The sequence below is a fragment of the Mangrovactinospora gilvigrisea genome, assembly GCF_001879105.1.
GTDB classification, from domain to species: domain Bacteria; phylum Actinomycetota; class Actinomycetes; order Streptomycetales; family Streptomycetaceae; genus Mangrovactinospora; species Mangrovactinospora gilvigrisea.
Map to the genome: position 1 here is coordinate 1 of NZ_MLCF01000187.1, position 1,897 is coordinate 1,897.

Here is a 1,897-nt window from a genome sequence, read left to right on the forward strand (position 1 = left end):
GGCCCGCCCCGCGCGCCCGCTCGTCGCGCCCCGCCCGGCCGAGCTCCGGCACCCCGCCCGCGCCCCACCACCCGGCGGCGCCCGAGCGGTTGGCGCCGTCCCCGCAGCAGTCCCCGCAGCCCTCGCCGCCGCAGCCGCGCCCGCCCTCGGGCCCCCGGCGCCGCCCACGGCGCGCGGCCGGCCTGCCGGGCAGGGCCCGCCGCGCCCTCGCCGCCTGGCAGCGGATCGCGGTCGTGCTGCTGATCGCGGGCTGCCTCGCCGGCGGCCGGCTGGCGTTCCCCGCGGCGAACGACCGGCTCGACGCCGACGACCTCGCCATCGCCGCGGCCGCCGCGCTCGCCGCCGCCGTCTGCCTCCGGAGCGCGCTGCGCAACCGCGGCCGCCCGCGGGCCGGTTGGCTCCTCCTGGCGGTCTCCCAGGTGCTCCTCGGTGCCGGGCTCGGCGTGCGCCAGCTGACGCTGCCGACCGCGCCCCACGCCACCTTCGGCAACCTCGCGGCCCATCTGCTGGCGCTCGCCCTGCCGTTCGTCCTCGGGGCGCTGCTGCTGCTCGCCGACCGCCCGCCGGGCGGGCTGTGGGTGTGCCGAGTGCTGGACGCCTGGATCACCACCGGCGCGCTGGTCGCCCTCGCCTGGTCGCTCGCCCTGATGCGGGCCGGAGCCGCCGGCGGAACGCAGGCGAACCTGCTGGCGATCGCCCACGTCTACCCGGTGCTGGAGACCGTGGGCATCGCGGTGGCCATCGGGATCCGGGTGCGCGCGCACGGCCGCAACGGCTCCCTCTTCATCAACATCTGCCTCGTCGCGGTGGCGCTGATGGCCGTCGGCGACGGGCTGCTCGACCCGCACCCCGGGTACGCGGCCGCCCTGCGGGCCGGGGAGTTGACGCACGTCGGCCAGCTCGCCGCGACCGCCGCGCTGGCCTGCGTGCCGTGGATCGACCGCTGGTCGGCGCGGCCGCGCTGGCGGGCCGGCCTGGGCGTGCCGATCGCCGCCCGCGCGGTGCGGCTGCTCGGCGGCGTCGAAGGGCGGCCCGGCGCGGTCTGCTCCGCGCTCACCCCGTACGTCGCCGCCGCGATCTGCGTGGTGGCGCTCGCCTGGCCGATCGCCGAGGGCGGCGGGCCGGACGGCGTCACCCTGGCGTGCTGCGGCAGCGTGCTGCTGGCCCTGCTGGTCCGCCAGGGCGTCACCCTGCTGCAGAACATCCGGCTCACCCGCGAACTCGCCGAGCAGGAGAGCCACTTCCGCTCCCTGGTGCAGGGCTCCAGCGACGTCATCATGATCGCCGGGCGGGACGAGGCGCTGCGCTACGTCAGCCCCGCCGCCCGACGGGTCTTCGGCCGGCCCGCCGAGGCGCTGGCCGGCGCCCGCCTCGGCGACCTGATCCACCCCGAGGACCGCGGCCGGGTGCTGCGCGCCGTCCGCGGCCTGCTGGACGGCGCCGCCGGGGCGGAGCCGGTGGAGGCCTCCGCCGACCCGCTGGGCGAGCCGGCCCGCGTCGAGTACCGGGTGCGCTCCGGGACGGGCAGCTGGCTGCACGTCGAGTCGGTCGCCGACCGGCACCCCGACGGGCTCATCCTCAGCTGCCGGGACGTCACCGACCGGGTGCGCCTCCAGGCCCAGCTGCAGCACAACGCCTTCCACGACCCGCTCACCGACCTGCCCAACCGCACCCTGTTCGCCGAGCGCACCCGGCAGGCGCTGGCCAACCGCCGCGCCGCGGTGGGCGGGTACGACGACTACCGAGCGACCGCCGTCCTCTACATCGACCTGGACGGCTTCAAGTCCGTCAACGACGCCTCCGGGCACGACGCCGGCGACGAGCTGCTCACCCAGGTCGCCCGCCGGCTGGAGACCTCGGTGCGCTCCTGCGACACCGTCGCCCGGCTGGGCGGCGA

1 protein-coding gene is annotated in these 1,897 nt (G+C 78.4%); it reads left to right on the forward strand.

Annotated elements, in window-relative coordinates:
• The coding region (locus BIV57_RS23115; protein ID WP_245797863.1) for a diguanylate cyclase domain-containing protein at positions 1-1,897 on the forward strand (1,897 nt) is incomplete at both ends.